This is a genomic window from Skermanella stibiiresistens SB22 (assembly GCF_000576635.1).
GTDB classification, from domain to species: Bacteria; Pseudomonadota; Alphaproteobacteria; order Azospirillales; family Azospirillaceae; genus Skermanella; species Skermanella stibiiresistens.
The window spans coordinates 202249-228612 of sequence record NZ_AVFL01000006.1 but is presented as its reverse complement, the minus strand read 5'-3'; the positions used below and the strand labels follow the sequence as shown (position 1 = coordinate 228612).

Below are 26364 nucleotides of genomic sequence, written 5' to 3'. Positions count from 1 at the left end.
GGATCGGAAAGGCCGAAGCGCGACGCCGATCACCAACTGGGGTTGGTTAACAGTTAATCGTTCATTAGTAAGTACGCCAGTATTCTCCACCGGCAAATGGCTGGCTACTGAAGTTATATATCGCGTGTATTATGATCTTAAAGATAAGCCGATCATAGACGCGTCATGTGGCTCGGGTAGACGAAATCGATTAGTGGCTTCTGATGCAGGGTGCTGAAATTCGTTGGAGTGATGGCACTCCTGATGTTCACCTGCCGGTGGCGATTTCTCGGTTGGAATGCACGACACTGTAATACGGCGGAGATTTGAATGCTTGAGCGTGAAGAATTGAATTCCCGTGCCAAGATGATCGTAAAGCATCACGCGATCATGGCCGCTGGCTTCGGACTGGTTCCCGTCCCCTTCGTTGACCTCGCCGCCGTCGTTGGCGTCCAGATCAACATGTTGCAGGAGCTCTCGAAACTTTACGAGGTTCCGTTTTCCCAGCAGCGCAGCCGGTCGATCGTCGCCAGCCTGATCGGCGGTGGTCTGCCGTTCGCCGCCAGCGCCATGCCGATCGTCGGCTCGATCCTGAAGCTGGTTCCGGTGGTTGGTTCCGTCCTGGGCGGCGTCGTGATGCCGGGTCTGTCGACCGCGACCACGATCGCGCTGGGCCGGCTGTTCACCAAGCACTTCGAGTCCGGCGGCACGATGATCGACATCAACATCGAGAAGATGCGCGCCATGTTCCGGACGGAAGTGGATCAGGCCAAGGCGGAGGCTTCGGAAGTCGAGGCCGAGGCGAAGGCCTACAAGGCGGATGTCGTCAACTCGGAAAAGGTCGCCGTTTCCGCCTGACGCGGATTGGACCATCCCCGGCGCGGGCGCTATCCGCGCCGGGACTTCCCGCCAAGAGGTGGCACATGATGAGCACCTTTCCCGTGCTCTACTTCCTGATCTGCGTCGTGACGGGGCTTTTCGCCCTCGGCCGCCGGGGTGGGTTCCTGCTCTACTTCGCGGTCGCCCTGTTCGTAACGCCGATCATCGCCCTGGTCTTCCTGATCGTCACGTCGCGCCGGCCGAAACCACAACCAGTGGAAGCCTGATCCTCCGGCTTTCCACGCGCCTTCGGCGGCGACCATTTCCCAATCCTCACGGATTCCGCACCGGGCATCCCCGGGCGGATCGCCAATCGTCACTTGAGTCCAGAGCTGGAACCGCGGTCACGCGCCGGTTCCGCTTGGGAGGTTTAGTCGCATGACAGTCATCACCGAAACCGACATCGGCGGCGGCAACGCCCAAACCAGGCCACGCTCCAGCTTCAAGGCCTGGCTCGCCCGTGAGCGCCGCAACATGATGATCGGTTTCCTGGTCATGCTGTTCGCCCTCATCTATTTCCTGCCGGCGATCGTCTACTTCATCCCGGCCGGTCATGGTGGCGTGCTGTGGAAACGCTTCGACGGCGGCACCCAGTTGCTCCCGGCCTTGCCGGAAGGCTTCAACCTGATCTTTCCGTGGGACAGGATCGAAGTCTACGACATGCGGCTGAAGGAGGACTCGCGGTCCTATGGCTCGATCGCCAATGACGGACTGCTGGTCACCACCGACATCACCATCCGCTACCGCCTGATCAACACCTATCTGGGCGTGCTGCACCAGACGATCGGGGCCGACTATCTCAACAGCCTGATCGTGCCCGAGGTGGGCTCGGTCGTGCGCGAGATCATCTCGCGCTACAAGGCCGACGAGCTTTACGCCCAACGCCGCCAGAAGATCCAGGAGGAGATCTACGACCAGTTGGTCGACCGCCTGATGTACCGAGGCGTTATAGGTGCTCGGGATTCCAGCGCCAACGCCACCGTCGGCGGCTCGGACGAGACGTTGCGCGGCTATGTCTACGTTCAGGACGTCCTGATCCGGAACGTCGAACTTCCCGAGGCGCTGGTCCAATCGATCGAGCGCAAGGTGCAGCAGGACCAGTTCGCCCAGGAATACGAATTCCGCCTGCAGCGCGAGATCTTCGAAAGCCAGCGGAAGCAGGTCGAGGCTCAAGGCATCAAGAGTTTCCAGGACACCATCAACAACGGCATCACCGAGAACTACCTGCGCTGGCGCGGCATCGAGGCCACCCTGGAGCTGGCCCGCTCGTCCAACGCCAAGGTGGTCGTCATCGGTTCCGGCCAGAACGGCATGCCGCTGATCCTCAACACCGGCGCCGACACCGCCGCTCCGGCGGTGGGCTCCACGGCGGGCCAAGCGGTGGAGCCTGTGGCGGATCCCCGCGCGACACCCGACACCAAGGGCGACCCGGCGCTGACCTCCCATAACGCCGAGGATACCGCCTCCAAGGCCAAGGTCGCGGCCCTGGCCACCCCCAAGCCGGCGCCCACCGGCGACGCCGGCGAGAAGGCCGGCAAGGCCGAAACCCCGAACAAGGCCGAGGCCCTGAACAAGCCCGAGCAGGTGGGCTCCGACCGCAAGCCCCCCGACCAAAAGCCCGAGAAAGCGAAGTAGGACGCCCGCGGTGAGGAACGTCCAGGATCTCCCCATGCCCCTGTTCCAGCTTCTCCGCCATCACATGATGGAGAACCGGCGCGGCTTGGCCCTGCTGGCGCTGCTGGCCGGATTGTCCAACACGCTGGTGCTGGCGACCATCAACGCAGCGACCGAGGTGGTCGGCGACCGCGAGGAGTTGCTGCGCTTCGCGGTGCTGTTCGGGATCGCCATCCTGGTCTTCGTGATCGTGCAGCACCGTCTGATGTATCTGGTCTCCAGCAATGTCGAGCGGACGATCCGCGAGTATCGGACCGGCCTGTTCGAGACCATCCGCGGTGTCGGACTGGCCCAGGTGGAGAGCGTCAGCCGCTCCGAGCTGTTCGCCTGCATCAGCCGCGAGCTGAGGATCGTCGGCAACTCGGTGCCACCGCTGGTGGTCGCCATGCAGGCGGTCGTGCTGGTCTTTTGCAGCCTGATCTACATGGCCTGGCTGTCCATGACGGCCTTCCTGCTGTGGGTCTCCTGCACCGTCGTGGGCATGATGATCCACTTCGCCTGCGCCAAGACGATCCAGCTCCAGCTGGCGGAGGCCTACGTCAAGGAAAACGAGCTGGTGACCCACGTCAACGACCTGATCGACGGGATCAAGGAAGTGAAGATGAGCCAGGCGCGCGGCGCCGAGCTGGCGGAAGCCTTCGGCTCGCTGGCCCATGGCCTGTCGGGTCACCGCGTCACGATCATGATGCTCTATTCCCGCGCCTTCGTCCTGTCGCAGGTCACGTTCTTCCTGCTGACCGGCCTGATGGTGTTCATCGTCCCGGTGCTCAGCCCGACCTTCATCAAGGTCGTCGTCATGACGACGACGTCGTCCCTGTTCCTGATCGGTCCGGTGTCGTCGATCATCTCGGCCCTGCCGAACTTCGCCAACGCCAACGCCTCGGCCAAGTCGATCCTGTCGCTCAAGACCCGGCTGCTGGCCTTGGAGAGCGAGCGTTTCCCCCAGTCGGCGCCGTTTGGCGGGTTCGAGACCCTGCGGCTGGACCATCTCTTCTACCAGCATCGCCACGCTTCCGGCGAAGGTGGCTTCGTCGTCGGCCCCATCAACCTGACGGTGCAACGCGGCCAAGTCGTCTTCCTCACGGGCGGCAACGGTTCGGGCAAGACGACGATGATCCGCCTCCTGACGGGATTGTACCGGCCCGACCGCGGGGCGGTGCGGCTGGATGGCGGCGTGATCGACGCCTCCAACCTGCTGGCCTACCGCGACCTCTTCGCGACCGTCTTCGCCGACAACCACCTATTCAAGGAGTTGTACGGGATGGGACCGATCGACCAGGATTACGCCGACCGCCTGTTCGACATCCTGGAGATGGGCCACAAGTCCCGGATCGAGGACCGCCGTTTCACCAATGTCAATCTTTCCGGTGGCCAGCGCAAGCGGCTGGCCCTGATCGCCGCGTTGCTGGAGCGGAAGCCGATCTACGTCTTCGACGAATGGGCGGCCGATCAGGACCCTTATTTCCGCGAGAAGTTCTACCGGACCATCCTGCCGATGCTGCGGGCGGAAGGGGTCACGGTCATCGCGATCACCCATGACGACAAGTACTTCGACACCGCCGACATCCACCTGCACATGGAGGATGGTCGCCTCCAAATCGTGCGCGACGCCGCCATGCCAATGCCAGCTCTCGACAGCGTGCGTTAGGGAGGAGCGGCGATGAATTTCCTGACGCTGCTCGGACGTCATGGCTCGGCCTCCCTCCGCTGGCTCGGGCTTAGCTTCCTCCTCACGGCGGGCTTGCAACTGGGGCTGGGCGTGATGGTCACGCTCGCCGCCGACGCGCCCGGCGCCGATGGCCCACGAGGCCGTGATGTCGGGCTTCTGCTTGTCGGCTGCCTGCTGTTCTACCTCGCCCAGACACGCCTTCTCCGCCAAACCATGGACCACGTCGCCGACGCGTTGAGGCGGGCCAGCGAGGGTGTCGTCGGCCATCTCCGCGACGACGCGGATGCCGCCGCCGTCAGCCTGCTGGCCGATCCCGGCGTGCCGGCCGCCCTCGCGTCCTCGCTGGTGCTGGCGGTCCAGTCGGTGCTCGTGGTCGTCTGCGGCCTGGTCTATCTCTCGACCGTCTCGGCGGCAGCCTGCGGCGTCGCGACGGTGGCGCTGCTCCTGATCGTCGCCCTCCAAGTGCTCAGCCATTTCGGGATGGACAAGCCGTTCGAATCCATCCGGGACCATCAGTGCGCGACGTATGACAGCCTCCAGGCGCTCGCGGGAGCGGGCAGGCGTCTCGCTGTCGACACCCCGTCACGCGTCCGGATCGAAGGCCGGATGAGGGACGGCTTCGGCGCCATCGCGGCCCTTCAGCGCGCCCACCATCCGGGTTTCGCCCAGGACAACGCGATGCAGCAGGTCGTCTATTTCCTACTGATCGGCGTCATGGTCTTCGGCGTCCCCTTGGTGGAGCCCAGCTTCCGTTCCGACATGCTGGGCGCCGTGGCCGTCACCATCTTCCTGTTCGCGCCACTGTCCTCGGCCCTCAACAGCCTGCCCCTGTTCGACGCCGCCGAAGTCGCGGCCGGATACCTGAACCGGCTGGGTAACGGCGCCGTCGACGAAACCCCGCATTCCGCCACGTCGTTCGCCGACTTCCAGACGCTCACCCTGGACAGTCTCCGGATCACCTTGCCCGAAGGTTCCAACGAGGCGGCCGGGCCGTTCGATCTGGTGATCGGGCGGGGCGCCCTCGTCGCCATCGGCGGACCGGCCGGTTCCGGCAAGTCCATGCTGGCCGACATCCTGATGGGACTGGCCGAGCCGGCGGAGGGCAGGGTCTGGATCGACCGAACCGTCGTGACATCGGAGAACCGCCGCGCTCTCCGCGACCTCTTCACCCTCGCCGACGGCGGCGCCGACCGCGATCCCGCCAATTGGGTGGTCTCCCAGGACCCGTCGGTGACCGCCACCGTCGCCGGAATGGCCCTGTCCACTCGGGAAAGAACCGCCCTGCACCAGCCGACGGCCCTGTCCTCCGGTCAGGTAGCCCATGTGGCGGTCGCCCGAGCCGTCCAGTCCGGGCGGCCGGTCATCGTGCTCGATGGCGTGTTGGACGCCGCCGACCAGGAGTGGCGCCAGCGTTTCCTGACCGAGACGGTGCCCACCCTCCAGGCCCAGGGCCGCACGGTGATCGTGGTGACGAGGATCACCGATCTGGCCCAACTGGCCGAAACCCGCCTGACCCTGAACGGCCGTCCGGCATGTTGAACACACGCCAAATTCAAGAGAAGACCACCATGAGACGGCTGTTACCCTTCCTGAGGCACGTCGCGCTGATCACCGTGCTCGCCGTGGCACTGATGGCCATCGTCCGTCCCGCTGGGGCGGGCGAGGTCTGGACGATCGCGTCCGACCAGAACTTCCCGCCCTACAACTTCACCCTGAAGGGCAAGCGCACCGGCGTCGACACCCAGATCGTCGAAGCCGTGCTACGGAAGCTGAACGTCTCGGCGATCCATCGTCCGATGAGCTGGGTCGAGGTGGTCCAGGCGATCGACGACAATAAGGTGGATCTCGCGTTCCAATTCCTCGGCACCAAGGAGAGGTTCGAGAAATACCGGCTGGTCGGGCCGTTCCGCACCGGCCAGACCGTGCTGCTGGGACGCAAGGGGCGGAGCTTCGACGTCAAGGACATCGCCGACCTGCGCGGGCTGCGCGTCGGCACCATCCGGGGCTTCACCTACACTCCCCTGTTCGACAACGACGCCGAGATCCAGAAGCTGGAAGGCGCCAACGCCACGACCAACATCCGGCGCCTGTTCTATGGGCGCACCGACATCATCATCGGCGACCGCGAGAGCCTGCTCTATTCCGCCGACGAGGATGGCAAGCTGGACCGCGTCCAGATGCTGACCATGAAGGTCGGTGATTTCCCCCGCTACATCGCCTTCCCGAAGCAGCGCACCGAAAAGGCGGAGCGTTTCGAGAAGGCGCTGGAGGAACTGATCGCCGACGGCACGATCAACCGCATAATGAAGGTGTGGTTGGGCGAGAAATAACGGCGAAATCGGAGGATCAATCCTGTTAATCGACGTTGGCGCAGTGAGGCAGGCGGTAAACCGCTGGGTTTCGCTCCCGACGGAACGCTCGATCGCGAGGTGGACATGCCAGTGGCACGGATCCTCGAACCGGCAGGCCGGGACCCCGCGGATACTGGAACAAGCCGGGGCGGTAGCTATCGGTGATCTTGAGGAAGCGGTCGATGGCGTCGCCCAGGGTGCCACAGGCGTCCCGGCGATCGCGCCATTCCGCGGGCAGGCGGGTGTGGCGGGTTGCGACGTCGTCGGCCGCTCGCCCGGCGGTGTTCTTCTGGATGCGGGCCGCTGCGTGCCAAGCTGCGATACTGGCGAGATAACGCCGGATCGCGGCCGCCTTGCGGGATAGCCCCATCGCGTCGATGTAGGCGGCGACGGTGGCCGGCCCTGCCGGTAGCCAAGCAAGGTGCCGCTCGGCCCGGGTGAAGAACTCCGACAGCCGGTCGATCAGGTGCTCGGGAAGGAGAGGATCGGGAAGCGACGGCGACATGGCGCCTCCAGCTTCGGACCCAGCGACTATCCGAGCGTCGGCCCCCGGTGTGAGGGCTGTCACGGCATCTGTTCCGGCCAGAACCCGGTACGGAACGCCTTTACGGTCCGGTGATCAGGTTTTCGCTCAGGCGTTTCGCGAGATGGGCTTGTCCAGTCCGGCCGCCGAGCATCGCCAAGGGCGACGCCGCGACGGAAGGGATGCCGTCCGCGGTGCGCTCGCCTCGCAGGGGCGGATCGGCGATCCAGCGCGACCCCCGACCAAGGGTTCCCATCGCGCCCGCGGACAGAACCGCAAGGACGACCGCCACAGCCGCGGTCATGCCGATGGACCGATGGGTCGGCGGGCGCTGCCATGGTGATTGGGTCCAGTCACCAGCCGTGCCCGCCGCGACGACCTCGTAGACATCGATCCCCACGGAGATGTTCTTCGCCACCTTGCGTCCGAGGGACCGAAAAGCCCAATTGGCCGACGGCTCCGCGCTCCGGCGGACGGCATCGCTGACAAAGATCGATCCCGGTTTGGCCATCGATTCCAGCCGCGCCGCGACGTTGACGCTGTTGCCATAGGTGTCGTCATTCTCTTCGATGACGTCTCCGACATTGACGCCGATGCGCAGATCGAAACGGCGGGACGCCAAGGCGAGCTGGATTTCCTCGGCCGCCTCCAAGGCTTCGTGGGCGCTGGCGAAGGAGGCGAGGAACCCGTCGCCGGTCCGCTTGAAGATGCGGCCCCGCTTCCGCGCTACCGCCGGGACGACGATATCGTCGAACAGCGAGCGGAGATCCCGATATGTCGCGGTCTCGTCCCTTGCCATCATACGACTGAAACCGACGACGTCTCCCGCCATGATCGCCGCGAGCTTGCGCCTCATGTTCGGAGCTCCGGCCATTCTTCCCCAAGGCAGCCGGACAAGGTCGACACGGTCGCATCGATCGGTCGCCGCCGGCGGACGGCCGGGCGGCACCGGCCGCGGACCCCGTGGACCGTGCTGGAGCCGGAACGGAGGGCCTCGGCGGCAGCGGCGGAGACTATCATGGGACATGTCATGGTGGCTGGTTTCCGGTTGAGTGCTGGGAAACGGAAGGGCCCGAACCCCTGGAACGGTCCGAATCCGAAAGCGGGAGGGTGTCTCGCGCCATCTCCTCCGCCGCGTCCAGGACCAATCCTAACCGCCGCCTGTCGCACCCTTGTGCCGGAACCGTCCGGCCTTGTACCGAATTGTATCGGCCGCGGCGGCCAAAGCCCCGGCCGGCAAGGCTCCTGGAACATCTTGATACAATTCCGTCCGGGCATCTCGCGGCGCACGCGGTATAAGGACGACTGTGCTCCAGCGTTCGGGACCGATCATGGACTCCGTGCCCCACATCGCCGTCGTCGACGACCATCGCGACATCCGCGATCTTGTTGGCAAATATCTTCAGCAGCAGGGTTACCGCGTCAGCACGGTGGAGAACGGCGCCGCGCTGCGCCGACTCATGGAGCGAAAGGCACCCGACCTCATCGTCCTCGACATCATGATGCCGGGTGAAGACGGGCTCACCCTTTGCCGCGAGTTGCGGGCCGGCCCCGGCGGAGGGGTGCCGATCATCTTCCTGACCGCCCGGACGGACGAGACCGATCGCGTGATCGGTCTGGAACTCGGGGCGGACGACTACCTCGTCAAGCCGTTCTCCTCGCGCGAACTCCTGGCGCGCATCAAGGCGGTGCTGCGCCGCGCCAACAGCCTGCCGCACCAGCGGACCGCCCGCAGGGCCGGAATGATGCGCTTCGATCGCTGGGTTCTCGACCTCGGCCGCCGGGAACTCCAGGGAGAGGACGGGGTGGGCGTGCCGCTCTCCACGGCGGAGTTTCGGCTGCTCAAGGTGTTCGTCGAGCATCCTGGAATGGTCCTCAGCCGCGACCAGCTCCTCGACCTCACCGTGGGGCGCGAGGCCGATCCCTTCGACCGTTCCATCGACAACCAAGTCAGCCGCCTGCGCCGCAAGGTGGAGGCCGACCCAAAGTCCCCGACCATCATCCAGACCCATTGGGGCGGAGGCTACAGCTTCATGCCGGAGGTCTTCTCCTCGTGACGCGTCTTCTCACATGGTGGCGCAAGCGCCTGTCCGTCCAACTTCTCACCTCCATGCTGGTGGCCCTCTTCGCCTCCCAAACGGTCGGAATGTGCATTTCCTGGGATCAGTTCATCTCGGACCTGCGCGCGGCCGCCCGCACCGAGCTCAGCAGCCGCGCGGCGGCCGTGGCTCGGCTGGTCGAAACCCTGCCGCCGGCGCTACAGTCCGATATCGCCCGCGTCAACAGCACGGACTACACCCGCTTCTGGATCTCCGAGGACCCGGCGCCCCATCCCGGACCGTGGGTCGGCGAGGCGTTCGAGCGCTTCCAGGTACCCCTGCGGACGCTTCTGAACGGATCGAGCCAAACCAACACCCTGGGCGGCCCGGCAACGAGAACGCCGCTGCCCGAGGACGCAACCACCGCGCATCTGCTGAAGGGAGCGACTTGGACGGCGCCACCCGCGGATCGCGCGGACCTGCCGGCCCGGGCGCTCTACCTCGACTATGCCGAACGCAACGGCGCCGGGGTGATCGTCCCGCTCAACGACGGACGGGTGCTCAACGTCGCCTTCTACAAGCATTTCATGCCGTCCATCTGGGACACCCACCTTCCGCTGTCGCTCGCGCTGACCGCGGTCTTCGTCTCCCTCGTGGGCGTCCTCACCGTGCGGCGTATCGTGCGGCCCCTGCGCCAGCTCACCAGGGCCGCGGAGATGCTCGGGCGTGGCGAGGCGGTGACGCCGCTGCGCGAATGCGGCCCCGACGACATCCGCCGCACGGCCGAGGGATTCAACCGCATGCAGGAGCGCCTGCACCGGTTCGTGGAGGATCGGACGCGCATGCTGGCGGCGATCGGCCACGACCTGAGGACGCCTCTGACCACGCTGCGCCTGCGCGCCGAGTTGGTGGAGGATCCCGACCTTCAGGAGCGGATGCTCGACACCATCGACGAGATGCAGGCGATGACCGAGGCGACGCTGTCGCTCGCTCGCCAGGAGACCAATGCCGAGCCGACCCGCACGATAGACCTCTCGGCCCTTGTCGAGAGCGTCTGCGACGACTTGGCCGAGATCGGCCAGTCCGTCGTCTTCATCGGAGGCGAACGGGTGAACTACCGCTGCAGGCCGGACGGGCTCCGGCGCACTATCCGCAACCTGATCGAGAACGCCGTGCGCTATGCCGGCCGAGCCGAGGTGCGGCTGATCACGACGCGCTCGACCGTTGAGATCGTGGTCGAGGATGAGGGACCGGGCATTCCGCTCGACAGCATCGAGGAGGTCTTCGCGCCCTTCTTCCGTCTGGAAGCTTCGCGCTCGCGCGAGACGGGCGGCATCGGTCTCGGCCTTTCGATCGCCCGCGCCATAGCCCGCCAGCATGGCGGCGACGTGGTCCTGTCGCCGCGCCATCCCGGTCTCAAGGCCGCCGTCGTCCTGCCGGCCTGAGCGCGGCGCCGAACAGGGGCGGCATCGTCAACTTGTTGGGCGGAAGCCGGGAGTGGGTGAGCCTGGGAGCCACCTTGACGATGTCCCCGTGGTCCCTGGAGGATCTCGATTCCCATCGATCGGCGCCAGAGTTCATGGCTGTGCCGTCCAGCCGTCGAGCGCCGCCAACACGCGTTCCGGCAGGAACGGAAAGTGCCGAAGCCTCACGCCACCGGTCAGCCGGGCTATCGCGTTGGCGATCGCCGGGCCAGTGGGCGGGAGGCCGGCTTGGCCGATACCGCCTACCGGGCTCCCCGGCGTCGGCACCACGGCAACCTCGATCTCGGGCGCCTCGGACATGCGGATCACCCGGTAGGTGTCGAAGTTCGACTCCTCCACCTCGCCATCGACGACGTTGATCCGCTCGAACAGCGCGTGGCCGGTCCCGTTCGTTATGCCGACGATCATCATGGCCTCGATATGGAGCGGCTGTATAGCCACGCCAGGATCGATGGCGCACCAGACCTTGTGCACCCGGATCCGTCCGGTTTCCCGGTCGAGCGACACTTCGGCGACCTGAGCGCAATGCGAGCCGAAGGCGTCGGAGTAGGCCAATCCCAATCCCCGGTCCTCGCGCTCCCGATCCCAGTCCGCCATCCGGGCGACGGTCTCGATCACCGCGCGCGCGCGGGGCTGGTCCCTCAGGAGCTCCAGCCTGAGCGCCATGGGATCGACGCCCCTGGCGGCCGCGATCTCGTCGACGACGCATTCGATCGCGAACCTCGTGTAGCCGACCCCGACCGCGAACCAGAACCCGATGTCCAGTCCGCTTTCCTGACGCAGATACTCGACGTGATGAGCCGGCACCGCGTAGTTGAAATGGGCGCCTTCGGTCACGACGTCGTCGTGACCTCCCTTGCCATCGAACAGTTCCGGCATGGTGCGGGCGAACACGGAATCCGCCACGATGCGATGCCGCCAGCCGAGGATCCGCCCGTCGGCATCGAGCCCGACCTGTATGTGCTGGGCCTCCAGCGGCCGGAACTTGTCGTGCCGGATGTCGTCCTCGCGGCTCCAGACGACCTTGACCGGCCGTCCCTCCGCCGCCTTGGCGAGGGAGACCGCGTCGACGATGAAGTCTTTTTCGGCCTTGCGTCCGAACCCGCCGCCGAGCAGGGTCGTGTTCACCTTGACCTTGTCGGGCGTGGTGCCGATCACTTCGGCCGCGAAGCGCTGCGTGCCCGTCGGTCCCTGGGTCGGCGCCCAGATCTCGATCCGGTCACCGATGACGAGCGCCGTGGCGTTCATCGGTTCCATGGCCGCGTGGGAGACATGGTCGCTCATATAGTCCACGTCGATCACGGTCGCGGCCCCCAAGATGGCGGCCTGCGCGTCGCCAGTGACATGCGCGGGAACTCCCCGGCGCCCGGGATCGCGGCCGATGGCGCGATACGCCTCGAGCAGGTGCCGGCTGTCGTAGTCGCGGACCCGGGAACCTGTGCTCCACTCGACGTCAAGCAGCTCCTTCGCCCGCTTGGTCGCCTCGACCGTCTCGCCGATGATGCCGACCCCATAGGACAGCGGGACGATATGGGTCACGCCCGGCACCGTCCTGGCTTTGGTGTCGTCGATGGCGTCGGGCCGTTCGCCCTGGACAGGCGCCCGCAGCACCGCTCCGTGGAGCATGCCCGGAAGTTGGACGTCGATACCGAAGACCGCGGTTCCATCGACCTTCGAGGGCACGTCGACACGCCGGATCGTCCGTTTCCCAATATAACGCCACCTGTCGCTCGGCTTCAGATCGGCCTCGCCCACCTGGGGGAGCGGTTCCGGCAAGGGTCCGTTCGCGGCGATCCCACCGTAATCGAGCGCGCGGCCCGAGGCGGGATGCACGACCCTGCCGGGCTCGGTCGAGAGCTCGCTCACCGGGACGCGCAACATGCCGGCCGCGGCCGCCAGCAGGACCATGCGGGTCTGGGCGCCGGTCAGCCGAAGCAGCGCGTGATAGCCGCGCGTCGACTCGCTGCCACCGGTCAGCTGAATCCCGTAGAAGCCCGGATTGCCGTAGGTCTTTGCGTCGGAGGGAGCCTGGACGATGCGCACCCGGTCCCAATCGGCGTCCATTTCCTCGGCGACGAGCAGCGGCAGCGTGGTCATGATGCCCTGGCCCATCTCGACCGCCGGCGAGATGATGGTCACCGTTCCGTCATCCGCGATCGTGACCCACGCATTCGGACGGAATCCGCCCTCGGCGCCGGGGACGGTCGTAGCGCCGACGGCGGGCTGTGACAGGCTTCCGTACGCGACCGCGATCCCGAGGCCGCCGGCCGTGACGAGGAAGCCGCGCCGCGACAGCGCGCGGATCCGAGGTTGAAAAGTCGTGGCCATGGCTCATCCCTCCCGCGACGCGCGCTCGATGGCGGCGATGATGCGGACGTAGGTCCCACAGCGGCAGATGTTGCCGTCCATATGGGTGATGATCTGCTCGCGGGTGGGGACGGGAGTGCGTTCGAGGAGCGCCGCCGCCTGCATGATCTGACCGGACTGGCAATAGCCGCACTGCGGCACCTGCTCGGCGATCCAGGCCTTCTGCAGCGGATGGCCGGCATTGGGCGAAAGGCCTTCGATGGTCGTGACCGCGCGTCCCTCGACATCCTCGAGCCAGGTGACGCAGGAGCGGAAGGGCTCTCCATCGACATGGACGGTGCAGGCGCCGCACCGCGCGATGCCGCAGCCGTACTTCGTGCCGGTGAGCTTGAGGTGTTCGCGGATGACCCAAAGCAGTGGGGTTTCTGGGCCGGCGGCGATATCCACCGCGCGCCCATTGATGTTGAACGCCGTCATGAACGCTTCTCCTCTGCCTGTGGCTTGCGCGATGGTCGATGTCGCGGGCGCGGCCGGAATGGAGGCTCGCCGCGCGGCCGCGGCATCGGTGCGGGGAAGCCCGGAGCGAGCTGCTGACCATCGAAAACCGTTGCCGGACGCCGCCAAGATAGGCAGCCGGGAAAATACGGTCTATGCTAAGGGGTCCGAAATATCTTCGCGATCGTCCGGAGGAATTTCATGGACCCACTGTCGGATGTGTTGTCGCTGCTGAAGCCGCGAAGCTACGTGTCGTCGGGGTTCGACGCGGGTGGCGACTGGTCGATCCAGTTCGCCGACCAGCGGAACCGCATGAAGTGCTACGCCGTCGTGTCGGGCGAATGCTGGTTGTCCGTCGATGACGTCGCCGAGCCGGTGCGGCTGAGATCGGGGGAGTGTTTCGTGCTGCCGAGCGGGCGGAACTTCCGCCTCGCCAGCGATACCGCCCTGACGCCCGTCGACTCCGGCGAGTTCTTTCCGCCAGCCCAGCCGGGGGGCGTCGTGACGGTCAAGGGCGGTGGCGATTTCCATCTCGTCGGCAGCCGCTTCGCCGTCAGCGGCAGAAGCTCGGGCAGCCTCCTCGGGATGTTGCCGCCCGTCGTGCGGATCCGCAGGGAGTCGGAGCAGGCGGCGCTGCGCTGGTCGGTCGAGCGGATGCGGGAGGAGCTGCGCGAGCGGCGACCAGGCAGTTCGCTCATCGCGCAACACCTCGCGCACATGATGTTGGTCCAGGCCCTGCGGCTGCATCTCGACGAGGGGCCCGACGGCGTCGTCGGATGGTTCTCCGCCCTCGCGGACAAGCGGCTCGGCGCGGCGATTTCCGCCATCCACGCCGACCCGGCGTACCGCTGGACACTGAGGGAACTCGCCGAGCGTGCCGGCATGTCCCGCTCGAGCTTCGCCCTGAGGTTCAAGGAAACGGTCGGGGAGACCGCGATGGACTATCTGGCGCGCTGGCGGATGCTGCTGGCCGGTGACAGGTTCGAGAACACCGCCGACCCGGTGTCCGTCGTCGCGCTGTCGCTCGGCTACGAGTCAGAAAGCGCCTTCAGCACAGCCTTCAAGAGGGTCATGGGCTGCACGCCCCGGCAGTATGGCCGCGACGCGTCCCCGCCGCGCGATCCGCCCGACGGCACCGGTCCCGCTTGAACCGACTGGCGGCGTCCCGCGCCGCCCCGTGTCCGTGACGAGCGTGGGCGTGTTCATTCGCCGATGACGCGCGCCTTCCGCGCATGGCCGAAGTCGCCGTGACCGGTCCAGGCTCGCCCGTCGGGATGCGCGATCCGCTTCCGGCCGGATCGCCCCCGTCCCGTCCTTCCGGGCGGAATTGTATCAGAATAAGCCAAGGTTCCCGTCGGCCGGGGCTTCAACCGGCGTTTCGGATACAAACTGGTACAATGCCCTACAATCCCGGCACAGGGCCGTGACAGGCGGCGGTTAGGTTGATCCACGAAGCGGCGGGGACGACGGACTGGGACATCCTCCCTGATTCGCGAGACATCCGCCGCGCGATCCACCGGGCCTCCGCCATGCTGGCCGAGGGATAAGGGAAACAGTCATGCCCAGTCTTCCGTCACGACGCGCCTTCCTCATCACCGGCGCCGTCATCGTCGGCACGGCCGCCACCGCCGCCGTCGCCAGCGTCGGCTATCTGTCCACGATCGACGTGGACGGATCCACCGGCCACATCGACGGCGACCGCGCCGTCCTCAACGCATTCGTCGTGATCCATCCGGATGGCCGGGTGGTTGTCAACGTGCCGCGCGCCGAGATGGGACAGGGCATCCACACCGGGCTCGCCATGCTCGTCGCCGAGGAGTTGGACTTGCCGTTCGACGGGCGCGTCACCGTCGAGCATCCAGTGGAGGATCTCTCGGCGTATGCCAACTGGGCGCTGCCACTCGGAACCCGTCCGGAGGAGGCGGGCGGGCCCGCCGTCTGGATCGGCCGGCGGATCCTCGGCGCCCTGCGCTTGACCGGGACCGGCGGTTCGTCCTCGTTGTACGGTCTGTGGACGCCGATGCGTTCCGCGGGCGCCGCGGCGAGGCACATGCTGATCACGGCGGCGGCCGCGCGGCTCGGCGTGCCGGCGGCCGAACTCGCGACCCGGGATGGCGCCGTCATGCACGCGGGCTCGGGACTGGCGATCCCCTATGCCGATCTCGCGCTCGACGCGGCCGCCGTCTCCCCACCACGGAACCCGGCGCTCAAGTCCCGAGCGGACTGGCGGCTGATCGGCACGTCCCAGCCTCGGCTGGACCTGCCGGCGAAAGTCCGGGGAGCCCCGCTCTTCGGTGCCGATGTCGTGCTGCCGGACATGCTGCACGCGTCGATCCGCCAGGCGCCGGTGTTCGGAAGCGGTGTCGTCCGGGTGGCCAACATGGCGGAGATTCGCACGCGACCGGGTGTTGTCGACGTCGTCGTGATCGATGGCGGGAGCGTGGCCGTGGTCGCCCGATCCTGGTGGCTGGCCGAACAGGCGGCCGGCCAGCTCGATGTGGAATGGAGCGGGACGGACGCGGTCGGCGTCTCCAGCGCCACTCTGTCGGAACGGATGCGGGCGCTGCTCGACGGCGGCGACGCCTATGAGAACCTCGCGGAGGGTTCTGGCTTTCCGGACGGCTCGCCGGTCACCCTCGAAGCGGCCTACGAGGCACCGTTCGTCGCCCACGCTTGCATGGAGCCGATGAACGCGACCGTCCTCGTCCGAAGCGACGGAACGGCCGAAGCCTGGATTCCGGCGCAATCACCGATAGTCCCGCGCTGGGGTGTGACGAGGGGTGCTGGCCGGGCCGGCGTCGATCTGTCGTCCGTCACCTGCCACATCCTGATGAACGGGGGCGGCTTCGGTCGCCGGACCGAATTGGACGTCGCGCTGCAGGTGGCCTATCTGGCGGCGCTCTTCCCGGACCGGCCCGTGAAACTGATGTGGTCGCGCGAAGAGGATATCGGCCGCGGCGTCTTCCGCAGCCATGCCGCCGGGCGCCTGCGCGCCGCCCTGGGATCGGACGGCCTACCCGTCGCCTATGAGGCGGTCGTCGCGGCCCAGTCCCTGATCCAATCCTTCCGGAGCCGCTTGATGCCAATCGGCGACGGCGGCGCGCCTGACGGCGATTTCACCACGGTCGAAGGGCTGGCAAAGCCCTATTACGGCATCGCGGGGCGGCGCGTGGCTTCCCATCACGTCCCCTCCCACGTTCCGATCGGATACTGGCGTTCAAACGGATACTCGTTCAACACCTTCTTCGCCGAGTCCTTCATCGACGAATGCGCGCACAGGGCCGGGGCGGATCCCGTGGATTACCGCCGCGCCCTGCTTCGTGACAGCCCCCGCCATCTCGCCGTGCTCGAGCGCGTCGCCGCGTTGGCCCGCTGGGGCGAACCGCTGCCCCAGGGCGGCGGGCGCGGAATCGCCATCGAGGAAGCGTTCATGAGCATCGTGGCCCAGGTCGTCGAGGTCACCGTGCGCGCGGATGGCGAGATCACCGTCGAACGGGTCTTCTGCGTGATCGACGTCGGCATCGCGGTGAATCCCGACGCGGTGATCGCGCAGATGGAGGGAAGCATCTCCTACGGCCTCACCACCGCCTTGATGAGCGCGATCACGATCGAGAACGGCGCGGTGGTGGAGTCGAATTTCCACGACTTTCCCATGCACCGCCTGCACGACGCTCCAGACGTCACCGTCGAGATCATGGACAGCGACGAACTCCCTGGCGGTGCGGGAGAGCCGGGCGTCGTCCCGGTCGCTCCCGCCCTCGCCAACGCGATATTCAGCGCCACCGGCCGGCGTCCGCGCTCTCTGCCGCTCGCGGTCACCGAAACCGTCGATGAGGGGCGTACCCGCTCGGTTCTGCCGGGGAGCCGGGCATGACGTTCCCGAAACTTTCAAGGCCGGTCGCCGGTGGGTGTGGCGGCGACGCGACCCCTTGGCAAGAACAATGGTCGGACCGCGCGCGCTTCATTCGATCATGGATCACGGAGCCGTCGCGCGTCGCCGCCGTGGTGCCTTCCAGCGCATCGCTCGCCCGGCTCATCACGTCGGAAATCGGCGCCGCGCAGTCGCCGGTCCTGGAACTCGGCCCCGGGACCGGCGTCTTCACCAAGGCGCTGCTCGACCGCGGTCTCGACCAGGCCGACCTGACGCTGGTCGAGTTTGGGGTCGAGTTCGTGACGGTTCTGCGCGAGCGGTTCCCTCGGGCCAGAATCCTGCACCAGGACGCCTCCCGGCTCTCGGCCCTCGACCTGTTTCCCGAAGCGGCGGCCGGAGCGGTCGTGAGCGGCCTCGGCCTCCTCTCGATGCCGCCACGGACAGTCATCGCCATACTCACGAGCGCCTTCGCCTGCCTGCGGCCACACGGGGCCTTCTACCAATTCACCTATGGTCCGCGCTGCCCGGTCGCCCGGCCTATTCTCGACCGGCTCGGATTGAAGGCGCGGCGAATCGGCGGCACCGTCAGCAATCTGCCGCCCGCGGCCGTCTACCGCATAAGCCGGCGCGGGCCGCACCGGCCAGGATGGCGAAGCCCGTCGCCATGACCCGGCCGCCCAGAACGAAGTCGTCGAGCCATCGACCGCCGCATCAACGTCCCGTCACTCCGCGATTGATCCATGTCATTTTCAAATTACTCATGTGTATGTCATTTTTTTATGACACATGGAGGAGATGACCGTTGCGTATCCTTCTCATTCATCCGAACTACCATTCCGGCGGGGCCGAGATCGCCGGCAACTGGCCGCCGGCCTGGGCGGCCTACCTCACCGGCGCGCTGAAGACCGCCGGGTTCCGCGATGTCCGCTTCATCGACACCATGACGAACGATCTGTCGGATGCGGATCTGCGCGCCATCCTGGCGGACGAGCGGCCCGACGTGGTCGGCGTCACCGCGATCACCCCGTCGATCTACAAGGCGGAGAGCGTGCTCAAGCTGGTGAAAGACCTGCATCCCGGCGCGGTGACCGTCCTCGGCGGCATCCATGGCACGTTCATGTACCAGCAGGTGCTGAGCGAAGCGCCCTGGATCGACGTGATCGTCCGGGGCGAAGGCGAGGAGGTCCTGATCGATCTCATCCGCACGATCGACGAGGGCCGGTGGCCGGCGGATCGCCAAGCCATCAAGGGCGTCGCCTTCACGGAGGCGGGTCCGGATGGGCCCCGGATCGTCGCGACCCCGGCGGCCCCCACGATCAGGAACCTCGACGCCATCGCGCCCGACTGGAGCATCCTGGAGTGGGAGAAATACAAATACATCCCGCTCAACGCCCGTGTCGCCATTCCCAACATGGCGAGAGGTTGTCCCTTCACCTGTTCCTTCTGTTCACAGTGGAAGTTCTGGCGGGACTACCGTGTCCGCGATCCGAAGAAGGTCGTCGATGAGATCGAGACGCTGTACCAGCGCCACGATGTCCGGTTCTTCATCCTGGCCGACGAGGAACCGACGATCAACCGGAAGAAGTTCGTCGAGTTCTGCCATGAACTGATCGCGCGCGGTCTCTCCAGCAAGGTCCTGTGGGGGATCAACACGCGCGTCACCGACATCCTGCGCGACGAGAAGTTCCTGCCGCTCTATCGCGAGGCGGGCCTGATCCACGTGTCGCTCGGCACGGAAGCGGCGGCTCAGATGAAACTCGACCGGTTCCACAAGGAGACCAAGGTCGCCGACAACAAGAAGGCGATCCGTCTTCTGCGGGAAGCCGGGATCGTCGTGGAAGCCCAGTTCATCGTCGGGCTTGAAAACGAAACGGCGGAAACGCTCGAAGAAACCTACCGGATGGCCTTGGACTGGAAGCCGGATCTGGCGAACTGGGCGATGTACACCCCCTGGCCCTTCACGTCGCTGTTCCAGGAACTGCGGGACAAGGTCGAGATCTTCGATTTCGAGAAGTACAATTTCGTGACGCCGATCATCAAGCCGGAGGCGATGGACCGGACGGAACTTCTCGACCGCGTCATGAACAATTACCGGCGCTTCTACATGCGGAAGGCTTTGTTCTCGTACCCCTGGTCGGGGACCGGACAGCGGCGTCGGTACCTGTTCGGCTGCCTCAAGGCATTCCTCAAATCCGGCTTCGAACGCAAGTTCTACGATCTGGGCAAGGTCGGCTATTGGGGACCGCAGTCGAAGAAGAGCGTGGACTTCCATTTCGACAAGACCCGCACCGGCGCGCCGATCCAGGCGGCCGATTGGGAATCGAACGCCGAGCGAAGCCAGAGGGCCAGGGCGGCGAAGGGCGCGATGACGACGGCCGCCAAGGCTTGCGGCGGCGGCGTGGAACAGATGGAGGAGGCGGATGAAACCCGCGCCGGCTATCGGACCTAACGCGGTCACCCAGCTTGTTCCGGCGCTGACGCGGCAGGGGTTCGATGGGATGGTGCCGCGGGTCTTCGCCGGGGCCGGTGTCGCCGGGTGGCTCGCCGACCCGCCCGCCGTCATGGTCGACGAACTGCAGGTGGCAGCCCTGCACCGGACATTGCGCGCCTGGCTGCCGCCGGAACAGGCATCCTTGGTGCTGGCCGATGCCGGCCGCCTGACGGCGGACTATCTGCTGGCGGCCCGCATCCCTGGCTTGGCGCAAGCCATCATGAAGCGGCTGCCGGCATCCCTTTCCGCGTCGTTGCTGGTCGGTGCGATAAAGGCCCATGCCTGGACCTTCGCCGGCTCGGGACGTTTTTCGGCACGCGACGGAAAGCCGCTGATCCTGCAGATAACGAACAACCCGCTCTGCGCTAGCGAACATGCCGCGGCGCCCGTCTGCTCATGGCACGCCGCGGTGTTCCGCAGGCTGTTCGAGGTGCTTGTGACGCGTCACGTCCGGGTCGATGAGATCGACTGCGAGGCCCGCGGCGACGATGCCTGCCGTTTTTCGATCGACTGGTCCTGAGGTGTCGGATCGGTGCCGGTCCAAGCGGAAGCACGTTTCCGGCGTCGGCGGCTCCATGATCATGGATGAGATCAGGAAAAACGCCTTCCGCCGCGAGGTAGTGGGCAGGTTACCCGCGGAACGATCACGGCAGCCCGAATATCTCGCCGACCTTGTCGCCGGCCGCAAGGCGCGCCGTCCACTCGGCCTCGAGCGTCAGCTTGGCTTCCGCCCTGTCGATCAGGCTCTCCAAGTTCGCCGGCGTGAGCGCCGCCAGACCGTCGCCGTCGCCGATGATCAGGTCACCGGGGTTGACGGTGCAGCCGCCGATATCGACGGCCACGTTGACCTCACCCTTGGCGGCACCTGTCGGTCCGCGCGGATTCACGGAGCGGGAGTAGACCGAAAGCCCGGTCATGACCGCCAGACCCGCCGTGTCGCGGATGGCACCGTCGCAGACAACGCCCGCCGCACCCTTGCGATGGAGATGTCCTCCGAGCACGTCGCCGATCATCGCATGGCCCGCGTGGCCTCCCGCCGCGATCATCAGGACGTTTCCCGGCTCGACGAATTCCAACGACCGCAACACCGAGCCGAAGTCCGGCGGATCGCAAAGGGCGGTGACGGCGCGTCCGAAGAGGGCAGGCTGAAGATCCGCCGGACGCAGCGGCCTCACTCCCGGATCGATCTGGCGATCCGGGGCAAGGTCGACGATGACGGAAACGGGAATCCGCCGCCAACGGGCAAGCAGGCCCTCCGCCAGCGGAACCGGCTGGATTGGATGGACGGTCATGGTCATTTGGCGGTTTCCTCCCATTTTTTTAGCCATATTGGTTTCGCGAATGGTCAGATCACTCTACCTGGGAAATAGCGGGAAACCAGGGCTTCACGAGCCCGAGGGAACGGTTTCAAGCCACCAGGAAGCGTGCCACGGCATCCTCGTTCCATGCCATGCCCAGTCCGGGTCCGCGCGCCGTGATCATGCCGCCGGCCAGAGGCACCGGTTCGGCCATGACGGCTCCGGCCATATCGAGGTGTTCGAGGAAATGGCAGGTGGGGCTGACGGCCAGCACGTGGGCGCTCGCTTCCACGAACAGGTGACTGGAAAGCGGCAGGCTCGCCGCTTCGGCCAGGGCCATCGCGCGCAGCCATCCCGTCACGCCGCCGATCTTGATGAGATCGGGCATCGCCATGTCGCAGGCACCGGCCGCGATCGCGCGGGCCATGTCCGCCGGGAACCACCAGTTCTCGCCGGTCTGTACGGGGACCGGCGATGCGGCGCGGACGCGCGCGTGCCCTTCCAAGTCCTCGGCGGCGACCGGTTCCTCCACCCAGGTCAGGTCACAGGCGGCCAGCCGGTCGATGCGGCGGATCGCATCGGTGGCGCTCTGCGACTGGTTGAGATCGACCATGAGTTGGATGTCGGCCCCGATGATGTCCCGGACGGCGCGAACCATGGCCGCGTCCTCGGCGGCACAGCGTTCACCGATCTTGATCTTGATGGCCATGAAGCCGGCACCGATGGACCGCTCCAGCATCGCGCGGTCGGCGACCGGATCGACAAGGCCAAAGCTGTCATAGGCCGGTATGGGCGTGGCGGTTCCGCCCAGCAACTCGACAACCGGCCGGTCGGCGGCGCGGCCCAGCGCGTCCCACAATGCCATGTCCAGTCCAGACAGCGCCATGCCGACAAGGCCCTGCCGTCCCAGCAGGCGGAACGTCCGGGACAGATCGTGGAAACGGTCGGCGGGCGCTACCGGTTTGCCGACGATCAAGGCTTCGATCTCGTTCAGGATCGCCGAAACCGGCTTCAACATCAGAGGGGTGTAGCAAAAGACGTAGGCGCGTCCAACAACGTCCTGATCGGTTTGAACGTCGATCAGGACCAGGGGCGCCGCCGGAATCGCACCGGAGGCCGTTCGCAAGGGTCGCGGCATCGGGGCCAGCACCGACCGCGCGCGAAGCGATCTGATGGTCGGCGGCGTGGTCATGGCTGGCTCCCTGGAGACGTTGATTAATCCGGCTTCGGGAAATCAAAAGCCATGCGGGGCGATCGCGCAAGCGCCGATCGTGCCGAGCCTCTCCTACTCGGCAAATCTCTGCCAGAGAAGCGCCGCGACCGCCATCGTCATCACGGACCCCCAAACCCCGACCATCTTGTTGTTCTTCTGAAGCGAAGCCTTCATCAGCACGAAGACCGAGCCGAGAGCCACAAGGATGAGAACCGTATCGATGATCCAGTTCGTGGTCATTGGTTATCTCCCACAGTGATGGGGGCATCGGCGGTCTTGGCCGACCGCCGATCTTAACAGCTTCGGAAGAGGCTGTTTCGGTCTCTACATAGGTCGGGATCGATGCATTGCCGGAAAAATGACCTTTTTTCGAACCGGCCGTCCATCATCGAAACGTGAGTAGAAAGAACAAAAATACGATGATTCGTCGAGTGTGCCGGTCGTAAGCGGCCATGGAGCGCCGATGGATCCCGTAAACGACGTCCGCGAACGGATCAGCGGACAAGTGCATCCAGAGCGAAACGAAGGGCGGCGAAAAGAGCCGACAGGGTTGCCGCCATCGCCGCCTGGCTGTTGAGGATCTGGCTCCGATTGATCGCCACGATGATCCGGTTCAGATCGGCGGCATCGAGTGTCTCGGCCCGGCTGATGCGGCGCACCCGCTGCCGGCTGGACATGAACCAAAGCCATGATGCCGCAAGTGCCGCGACCATGGCCGACAGATCGAGAACGATGAAAAGCATTCAATCCCCTTGGTAGGTAAATATCTTCAACGTGAGCGCGGTGCATACCCTTGTACAAGAGATTGGCCATGGCCATCTCTCGGTCAATGGCTCCGGGCCCCTCTGGCGATCGGCTTTTCTTGCTGAACGCGATGTCGGAGCCCTTCACCTGAGCGGATGGTTACTCCATCCCCGTCTGGAGGGTTCAAATGACCGCCACCTTTTTATTTTCCGATCAGGACGACCTCAATAGCGTATCGGACAGGCGCGAAGCGCGTGAACGACTGGAGCGGCTTGCCTGGGCCATGGACTCGGCCATCCGTGTGCCGGGCACCAACTTCACCATTGGCGCCGACGCGATGCTCGGCCTCGTGCCCGGTATCGGCAATCTCGCGACCACCGCCATCTCCGGTTACCTGATCCGGGAAGCTTGGCGCCTGGGCGTTCCGCGCGCGACCATCGCCCGCATGATCGGCAATGTGGCCGCGGACAGCCTGATCAGCGCGATTCCCATCGTCGGCAACCTAGCCGACGTGTTCTGGAAGGCCAACCGGAAGAACATGGCCATTCTGGCGGACCATCTCGACCCCACGCGGACGCCGAGATCCGGCCCGTTCGACCGCGCCTTCGGCCATGGAGGCCGCGGGATTCAATGACGAACCGGGCCGATAAGCCCGACCAGATCATTTCGCGGATGTCCCGCCCGCGGATCGATCACCGTCAGGTCGTCGCCCGTCCCAAAAGGTCCATAACGGCCATCGACGGCGGCGAATTCCTGCACGATCCGCGGGCAGGACAGGCCACTTAAACAGGCAAAAATAATCGCAAGACTCTCTTGCATGGATTGCAAGTCTATGCAAGCATCGTTGCCATGAATCCGACGCTCGCCCCTGTTGAGATGACCAGCCCGCCGCGCCCCGCGCGGCTTCCCGGCTGCTCGTCCAAACGGCGGCGCAGCGCCCGATGGCAGTCACGTTCGAGCCGGCTTTTCGTCGTGCTGCTCTCCGCCATAGCGGCGTCGAGAGCCTGATATCAAGGGTTTGGCGGATTTCCGATCCGGCCGGACCTCAACTTTTCCCATCGATCCGGGCATCCGCGCACCGATCTCCCGACCGTTGATCCGGTTCGCCCCCGCCTCACATCGCCCGGCCTCGGCCGCCGCGCGTGAAGGCCCATGCTTACTTCGTTTTTGGAGAATCCCGCATGGATATTGGTAGAAGGCAGGCTCTTTACTTGCTCGGTGCCGGTGCCGCGGCCACCTTCGGCGGTCTGAGGCCGGTGGCGGCACAGGATGCGCGCGAATTGGTTATCGTGACGTACCCTGGTGCCCTGTCGGCGCCGCACCGCTGGCTCGCCGACCAGATGGAAGCCCGGCATCCGGGGCTGTCCATCCGGCTCGTGCCCTCGGACAGCCAGGACATCGTGGCGCAGATCAAGGCCGCGCAGGGCTACTCGCCCTTCGACGCCGGACCGAACGACGAGCCGCCGCATCTGATCGGCATCGGGGAAGGCTACCTGTCCAAGCGCGACGACGCCGCGATCCCAAACCTCGCCAACGCCTATCCGGAGCTTGTCGCGAAAAGCGGCGGCGTCGGCGTGCCGGCGACGTATTCCCTGGTCGGCATCGCCTACAACACCGATCTGGTGAAGACCCCGCCCGCCAGTTGGGCTGACCTGTGGAAGCCCGAATATCGCGGGCAGGTGGGGATCGCGCGGACATCCTCCAATCTCGGCCTCGCGACGCTGGCGATAGCGGCCAAGACGTTCGGCGGATCGGAGGGTGACCTGGAACCGGGTTGGACCAAGCTCAAGGAACTGGAGGCCAAGGCGGCCCGGTCGCCAGCGGCACTGACCCAGATGCTGGAGCGGGAAGAGATCGCGATGGCGCCGCTTTGGAACAACAACACGGCGGCCGCCGCCGGGAAGGGCCTGCCGATCGCCTTCGTCAAACCAGCACCGGGGCCGGTGGCGATCATCTCGTACTTCTCGGGCTTCGCCAAATCCCGCCATCCGGACCTCGTCGCGGAGTGGATGAACGGCATCCTCAGTCCCGAATACCAGACGCGGGCCGCCGCGGCACCGTTCTACTTCGGGCCGACGGTGCGGGGCGTCGCGATCCCGGCCGATGCCGCGGCCTATACCCCCTCGACACCCGAAGAGGTCACGGCGCTCCAGACCGTGGACTGGTCGAGGATCGTGCCCGTGCGCGGCCAGCTCGTCGAACGCTTCGACCGTACCTTCGCTTTCTGAACCGGCGCCTTTCAAGCCGCTCCCGCGCCCAGCCCAAGCCCCTCCCGGAGTTCCGCCATGTCCCAGATCATCAATCGCCGCCGTTTCCTGCAAGGCACCGCGACGGCGGGCGCCCTTCTCGCGGCGCCCGGCATCGTCCGGGCGCAGGGTGCCCGAGAACTCGTCATCGTCAGCTTCGCCGGCTCCCTCCAGGAGCCTCACCAATGGCTCGCCCGCCGGATGGAACAGAAGCATCCGGGCCTGACCATCCGGCTGGTCCCCAGCGAGAGCCAGGACGTGGTGGCGCAGATCAAGGCGGCGCAGGGCTATTCGCCGTTCGACGCGATGCCCAACGGCGAGCCGCCGCACCTGATCGCCATCGCCGACAAGTATATCGAGCGTCTCGACCCGGCCAAGGTCCCCAACGCGGCCAACGTCGTCCCCTCCCTGATGGAGAAGAGCCAGGGCTACGGCGTGCCGGCCAGCTATTCGCTGATCGGGATCGCCTACAACACGGATCTGGTCAAGGCGCCGCCGACATCCTGGAAGGACCTCTGGGCCAGCGAGCACAAGGGACAGGTCGGCATCCCGCGCGCATCCTCCAACCTCGGCCTCGGCTTCCTGGTGGCGGCGGCCAAGACCTTCGGCGGATCGGAGACCGACCTCGCTCCCGGCTGGGCGAAGCTGAAGGAGCTTCAGCCGCGGGTCGGGCGCTCCCCGACGCAGCTGCTTCAGATGCTGGAACGCGAGGAGATCGCGATGGCGCCGATCTGGAACAACGATGCGGCGGGTGCCGCGGCCAAGGGCCTGCCGATCCGCTTCGTCAAGCCGGAACCGGGTCCGATCGCCGTCGTATCCTTCATGTCGGCGATCAAGGGGACGCGTCATCCCGATCTGGTCGACGAGTGGATGAACGAGATCCTGTCCGCCGAGTATCAGGCGATGGCGGCCAACGCGCCCTACTTCTTCGGCCCGACCGTCGCGGGCGTCGAGGTTCCCGAGGCGGCGCGGGACTACACGCCGGCCGATGCCGGGGAAGTGGCGAAACTGCAAACGGTCGACTGGTCGAGGATCGCGCCGCAGCGTGGCGCCATCGTCGAGGAATTCGACCGCTTGTTCGCATCGTGACCGGCGGCTCGG

25 protein-coding genes are annotated in these 26364 nt (G+C 66.1%); 16 read left to right on the top strand and 9 right to left on the bottom strand.

Features of this window, described 5'->3' with window-relative positions; genetic code table 11:
* Window positions 1–309: 309 nt before the first annotated feature.
* The 6 genes from N825_RS10765 to N825_RS10740 all read left to right on the top strand — a co-directional run bounded on the left by N825_RS10765 (window position 310) and on the right by N825_RS10740 (window position 6531).
* On the top strand, window positions 310–837 hold the full coding sequence (locus N825_RS10765; RefSeq protein WP_037450847.1) for a YcjF family protein: 528 nt from the start codon (window positions 310–312) through the stop codon (window positions 835–837).
* A gap of 68 nt (window positions 838–905) precedes the next feature.
* The gene (locus N825_RS10760) at window positions 906–1085 is read left to right on the top strand and encodes a hypothetical protein (RefSeq protein WP_198038269.1); all 180 of its coding nucleotides are present in this window, start codon (window positions 906–908) and stop codon (window positions 1083–1085) included.
* 151 nt (window positions 1086–1236) lie between these two features.
* Complete coding sequence (locus tag N825_RS36400; RefSeq protein ID WP_051511962.1) at window positions 1237–2493, top strand: SPFH domain-containing protein; 1257 nt, start codon at window positions 1237–1239, stop codon at window positions 2491–2493.
* A gap of 34 nt (window positions 2494–2527) precedes the next feature.
* Window positions 2528–4180 (top strand): cyclic peptide export ABC transporter, encoded by a 1653-nt coding sequence (locus N825_RS10750; RefSeq protein ID WP_037450841.1) that lies wholly within the window; start codon window positions 2528–2530, stop codon window positions 4178–4180.
* Window positions 4181–4192: 12 nt separating this feature from the next.
* Window positions 4193–5740 carry an ATP-binding cassette domain-containing protein gene (locus N825_RS10745; RefSeq protein WP_037450837.1) on the top strand — a complete coding sequence of 516 codons (1548 nt, stop codon included), beginning with the start codon at window positions 4193–4195 and terminating at the stop codon, window positions 5738–5740.
* A gap of 29 nt (window positions 5741–5769) precedes the next feature.
* A complete protein-coding gene (locus N825_RS10740) occupies window positions 5770–6531 on the top strand; it encodes a substrate-binding periplasmic protein (protein WP_037450834.1) in 762 nt (253 codons plus the stop codon).
* Window positions 6532–6556: 25 nt separating this feature from the next.
* Here N825_RS10740 and N825_RS10735 read toward each other — a convergent pair whose 3' ends face one another.
* Window positions 6557–7057, bottom strand: coding sequence for a hypothetical protein (locus N825_RS10735; protein ID WP_037450831.1), 501 nt, complete (start codon window positions 7055–7057; stop codon window positions 6557–6559).
* A gap of 100 nt (window positions 7058–7157) precedes the next feature.
* Window positions 7158–7931, bottom strand: coding sequence for an adenylate/guanylate cyclase domain-containing protein (locus N825_RS10730; RefSeq protein WP_051511960.1), 774 nt, complete (start codon window positions 7929–7931; stop codon window positions 7158–7160).
* A 475-nt stretch (window positions 7932–8406) separates the two neighbouring features.
* Between N825_RS10730 and N825_RS10725 the strand changes: the two genes are divergently transcribed.
* A complete protein-coding gene (locus tag N825_RS10725; protein ID WP_037450829.1) occupies window positions 8407–9132 on the top strand; it encodes a response regulator in 726 nt (241 codons plus the stop codon).
* On the top strand, window positions 9129–10559 hold the full coding sequence (locus N825_RS10720) for an ATP-binding protein (RefSeq protein WP_037450826.1): 1431 nt from the start codon (window positions 9129–9131) through the stop codon (window positions 10557–10559). The genes N825_RS10725 and N825_RS10720 overlap by 4 nt, the downstream gene beginning before the upstream one ends.
* 132 nt (window positions 10560–10691) lie before the next feature.
* Here the strand turns inward: N825_RS10720 and N825_RS10715 are convergent, their stop codons facing one another.
* Complete coding sequence (locus N825_RS10715) at window positions 10692–12926, bottom strand: xanthine dehydrogenase family protein molybdopterin-binding subunit (RefSeq protein WP_037450823.1); 2235 nt, start codon at window positions 12924–12926, stop codon at window positions 10692–10694.
* 3 nt (window positions 12927–12929) lie between these two features.
* Window positions 12930–13382 carry a (2Fe-2S)-binding protein gene (locus N825_RS10710; RefSeq protein WP_037451091.1) on the bottom strand — a complete coding sequence of 151 codons (453 nt, stop codon included), beginning with the start codon at window positions 13380–13382 and terminating at the stop codon, window positions 12930–12932.
* Window positions 13383–13601: 219 nt separating this feature from the next.
* Between N825_RS10710 and N825_RS10705 the strand changes: the two genes are divergently transcribed.
* From N825_RS10705 to bchJ, 5 genes are all read left to right on the top strand, one after another.
* A complete protein-coding gene (locus N825_RS10705; protein WP_037450820.1) occupies window positions 13602–14549 on the top strand; it encodes an AraC family transcriptional regulator in 948 nt (315 codons plus the stop codon).
* A gap of 409 nt (window positions 14550–14958) precedes the next feature.
* Window positions 14959–17274: a xanthine dehydrogenase family protein molybdopterin-binding subunit gene (locus N825_RS10700; RefSeq protein WP_051511959.1), complete on the top strand. Its 2316-nt coding sequence runs from the start codon at window positions 14959–14961 to the stop codon at window positions 17272–17274.
* On the top strand, window positions 17271–17939 hold the full coding sequence (locus N825_RS10695; protein WP_084164624.1) for a class I SAM-dependent methyltransferase: 669 nt from the start codon (window positions 17271–17273) through the stop codon (window positions 17937–17939). Before N825_RS10700 ends, N825_RS10695 begins: the two co-directional genes overlap by 4 nt.
* Before the next feature lie 134 nt (window positions 17940–18073).
* Window positions 18074–19720 (top strand): magnesium-protoporphyrin IX monomethyl ester anaerobic oxidative cyclase, encoded by a 1647-nt coding sequence (gene bchE, locus N825_RS10690; RefSeq protein ID WP_037450818.1) that lies wholly within the window; start codon window positions 18074–18076, stop codon window positions 19718–19720.
* Complete coding sequence (gene bchJ / locus N825_RS10685; RefSeq protein WP_037450815.1) at window positions 19692–20282, top strand: bacteriochlorophyll 4-vinyl reductase; 591 nt, start codon at window positions 19692–19694, stop codon at window positions 20280–20282. The genes bchE and bchJ overlap by 29 nt, the downstream gene beginning before the upstream one ends.
* A 124-nt stretch (window positions 20283–20406) precedes the next feature.
* Here bchJ and N825_RS10680 read toward each other — a convergent pair whose 3' ends face one another.
* From N825_RS10680 to N825_RS10670, 4 genes are all read right to left on the bottom strand, one after another.
* Window positions 20407–21060, bottom strand: coding sequence for an RraA family protein (locus N825_RS10680; protein WP_051511957.1), 654 nt, complete (start codon window positions 21058–21060; stop codon window positions 20407–20409).
* 109 nt (window positions 21061–21169) lie between these two features.
* Window positions 21170–22252 (bottom strand): enolase C-terminal domain-like protein, encoded by a 1083-nt coding sequence (locus N825_RS10675; RefSeq protein ID WP_037450813.1) that lies wholly within the window; start codon window positions 22250–22252, stop codon window positions 21170–21172.
* Between the two features lie 93 nt (window positions 22253–22345).
* Window positions 22346–22513, bottom strand: a complete 168-nt coding sequence (locus N825_RS38825) for a hypothetical protein (protein WP_157619101.1) — start codon at window positions 22511–22513, stop codon at window positions 22346–22348.
* A gap of 254 nt (window positions 22514–22767) precedes the next feature.
* On the bottom strand, window positions 22768–23016 hold the full coding sequence (locus N825_RS10670) for a hypothetical protein (protein ID WP_037450810.1): 249 nt from the start codon (window positions 23014–23016) through the stop codon (window positions 22768–22770).
* A gap of 188 nt (window positions 23017–23204) precedes the next feature.
* Between N825_RS10670 and N825_RS10665 the strand changes: the two genes are divergently transcribed.
* Window positions 23205–23651 (top strand): DUF4112 domain-containing protein, encoded by a 447-nt coding sequence (locus tag N825_RS10665; protein WP_063833723.1) that lies wholly within the window; start codon window positions 23205–23207, stop codon window positions 23649–23651.
* Here the strand turns inward: N825_RS10665 and N825_RS38820 are convergent.
* The gene (locus N825_RS38820) at window positions 23645–23836 is read right to left on the bottom strand and encodes a hypothetical protein (protein WP_157619100.1); all 192 of its coding nucleotides are present in this window, start codon (window positions 23834–23836) and stop codon (window positions 23645–23647) included. The genes N825_RS10665 and N825_RS38820 overlap by 7 nt on opposite strands.
* Before the next feature lie 362 nt (window positions 23837–24198).
* Here N825_RS38820 and N825_RS10660 point away from each other — a divergent pair, with 362 nt between their 5' ends.
* Window positions 24199–25245: an extracellular solute-binding protein gene (locus tag N825_RS10660; protein ID WP_084164623.1), complete on the top strand. Its 1047-nt coding sequence runs from the start codon at window positions 24199–24201 to the stop codon at window positions 25243–25245.
* 57 nt (window positions 25246–25302) lie between these two features.
* Complete coding sequence (locus tag N825_RS10655) at window positions 25303–26352, top strand: ABC transporter substrate-binding protein (protein ID WP_037450805.1); 1050 nt, start codon at window positions 25303–25305, stop codon at window positions 26350–26352.
* Window positions 26353–26364: the final 12 nt, after the last annotated feature.

Bases quoted from the DNA above. Each gene is read 5' to 3' on its own strand.
- N825_RS10715 (WP_037450823.1), bottom strand. From the start codon at position 12,926: ATGGCCACGACTTTTCAACCTCGGATCCGCGCGCTGTCGCGGCGCGGC.
- N825_RS38825 (WP_157619101.1), bottom strand. From the start codon at position 22,513: ATGACCACGAACTGGATCATCGATACGGTTCTCATCCTTGTGGCTCTC.
- N825_RS10725 (WP_037450829.1), top strand. From the start codon at position 8,407: ATGGACTCCGTGCCCCACATCGCCGTCGTCGACGACCATCGCGACATC.
- N825_RS10745 (WP_037450837.1), top strand. From the start codon at position 4,193: ATGAATTTCCTGACGCTGCTCGGACGTCATGGCTCGGCCTCCCTCCGC.
- N825_RS10680 (WP_051511957.1), bottom strand. From the start codon at position 21,060: ATGACCATGACCGTCCATCCAATCCAGCCGGTTCCGCTGGCGGAGGGC.
- N825_RS36400 (WP_051511962.1), top strand. From the start codon at position 1,237: ATGACAGTCATCACCGAAACCGACATCGGCGGCGGCAACGCCCAAACC.
- N825_RS10705 (WP_037450820.1), top strand. From the start codon at position 13,602: ATGGACCCACTGTCGGATGTGTTGTCGCTGCTGAAGCCGCGAAGCTAC.
- N825_RS10740 (WP_037450834.1), top strand. From the start codon at position 5,770: ATGAGACGGCTGTTACCCTTCCTGAGGCACGTCGCGCTGATCACCGTG.
- N825_RS10730 (WP_051511960.1), bottom strand. From the start codon at position 7,931: ATGAGGCGCAAGCTCGCGGCGATCATGGCGGGAGACGTCGTCGGTTTC.
- N825_RS10665 (WP_063833723.1), top strand. From the start codon at position 23,205: ATGACCGCCACCTTTTTATTTTCCGATCAGGACGACCTCAATAGCGTA.
- N825_RS10735 (WP_037450831.1), bottom strand. From the start codon at position 7,057: ATGTCGCCGTCGCTTCCCGATCCTCTCCTTCCCGAGCACCTGATCGAC.
- N825_RS10710 (WP_037451091.1), bottom strand. From the start codon at position 13,382: ATGACGGCGTTCAACATCAATGGGCGCGCGGTGGATATCGCCGCCGGC.
- N825_RS10660 (WP_084164623.1), top strand. From the start codon at position 24,199: ATGGATATTGGTAGAAGGCAGGCTCTTTACTTGCTCGGTGCCGGTGCC.
- bchJ (WP_037450815.1), top strand. From the start codon at position 19,692: ATGAAACCCGCGCCGGCTATCGGACCTAACGCGGTCACCCAGCTTGTT.
- N825_RS10760 (WP_198038269.1), top strand. From the start codon at position 906: ATGAGCACCTTTCCCGTGCTCTACTTCCTGATCTGCGTCGTGACGGGG.
- N825_RS10700 (WP_051511959.1), top strand. From the start codon at position 14,959: ATGCCCAGTCTTCCGTCACGACGCGCCTTCCTCATCACCGGCGCCGTC.
- N825_RS38820 (WP_157619100.1), bottom strand. From the start codon at position 23,836: ATGCAAGAGAGTCTTGCGATTATTTTTGCCTGTTTAAGTGGCCTGTCC.
- N825_RS10655 (WP_037450805.1), top strand. From the start codon at position 25,303: ATGTCCCAGATCATCAATCGCCGCCGTTTCCTGCAAGGCACCGCGACG.
- N825_RS10670 (WP_037450810.1), bottom strand. From the start codon at position 23,016: ATGCTTTTCATCGTTCTCGATCTGTCGGCCATGGTCGCGGCACTTGCG.
- N825_RS10765 (WP_037450847.1), top strand. From the start codon at position 310: ATGCTTGAGCGTGAAGAATTGAATTCCCGTGCCAAGATGATCGTAAAG.
- N825_RS10695 (WP_084164624.1), top strand. From the start codon at position 17,271: ATGACGTTCCCGAAACTTTCAAGGCCGGTCGCCGGTGGGTGTGGCGGC.
- N825_RS10675 (WP_037450813.1), bottom strand. From the start codon at position 22,252: ATGACCACGCCGCCGACCATCAGATCGCTTCGCGCGCGGTCGGTGCTG.
- N825_RS10750 (WP_037450841.1), top strand. From the start codon at position 2,528: ATGCCCCTGTTCCAGCTTCTCCGCCATCACATGATGGAGAACCGGCGC.